At 54.0% G+C, this 1,061-nt stretch carries 1 pseudogene; it reads right to left on the reverse strand.

The annotated features are described in order from the left end of the window. Nucleotides 1-1,061 (reverse strand): annotated as a pseudogene (locus ACTNBK_RS17070) (tetracycline resistance ribosomal protection protein Tet(W)); the annotation flags it as partial.

A 1,061-nucleotide genomic window follows, 5' to 3' on the forward strand; every position in this document is an offset into this window, starting at 1 on the left:
CGGGGCTGGATGACCGGCTGACCGACAGCGGCCTGATATCCTTTCAGCTCTGTAAGGCATACGCTCCGCCCGTTGGTGTAAAAGGCCAGATCAGTACGGTATGCCTGTATACAGCGGGCGGGAATCTCGCCAGTAAAGACAACTTCATCCTTTTTTACCTGGGCCGTTTCGATGGTGGCACAGTATTTCGGTGCATCATGATAAGCCCTGGAAAGGTATTCCTGGGGCGCATAGAGGATGAAGGAGAGATAAGGTTCCAGCAGCTGCGTCCCCGATTCCTTCAATGCCTGTTCCAATACAATCGGGGCCAATGAGCGGAAGTCCGCCGGCGTGCTGACCGGACTGTAATAAAGCCCGTATTCAAAGCAAATCTTACAGTCCGTTACGTTCCAGCCGAACAAGCCCTGCTCCAGCCCGTAACGGATACCATCCCTGACAGCGTTTTGAAAACTCTGGTTCAAGTATCCCAGCGAAACCCGGCTCTCGTATTGTACACCGGAGCCAAGCGAGAGTGGTGTAACAGACAGTCCTATGGATGCCCAAAACGGGTTGGGCGGCACCTCGATATGGATGGTGTGGCTGGCTGCTTTGAGCGGCCGCTCCATATAAATGACGGAGGGTTCCTTTACCACTGTTTCAAGCTTGTATTTTTCCGACAGCAAAGCGGAAACAACCTCCAACTGCACCCGGCCCAAAAAAGAAAGAATGATCTCATGGGTGATGGAATCCACTTCGCAACGCAAAAGCGGGTCAGTATCCGCAAGTTGCGTAAGAGCGTCCAGCAGCCGTTCTCTTTGCGCTGCCGTTTTCGGCGCAATCGTCGTCCGCAGCATGGGGAGGGGGTCCTCGCGCCACCTTTTACGAGGGAGCCGGGTTTGGTCCCCTAATACATCGTTTAACCTCACGCTGTCGCTGGGAAGGATAACAATTTCACCCTGATAAGCGGTGTCTGTCCGAACAATTTCCCCTTTGGATGGAATACGCATCTCTGTGATTTTCAGCTTTTCTCTCCCGGCCAGGGCCACCGTATCCCGCAGGCGCAGCGTTCCGCTGTATAACCG

Source organism: Intestinimonas sp. HCP28S3_D6 (assembly GCF_052065695.1).
Taxonomy (GTDB): domain Bacteria; phylum Bacillota; class Clostridia; order Oscillospirales; family Oscillospiraceae; genus Intestinimonas.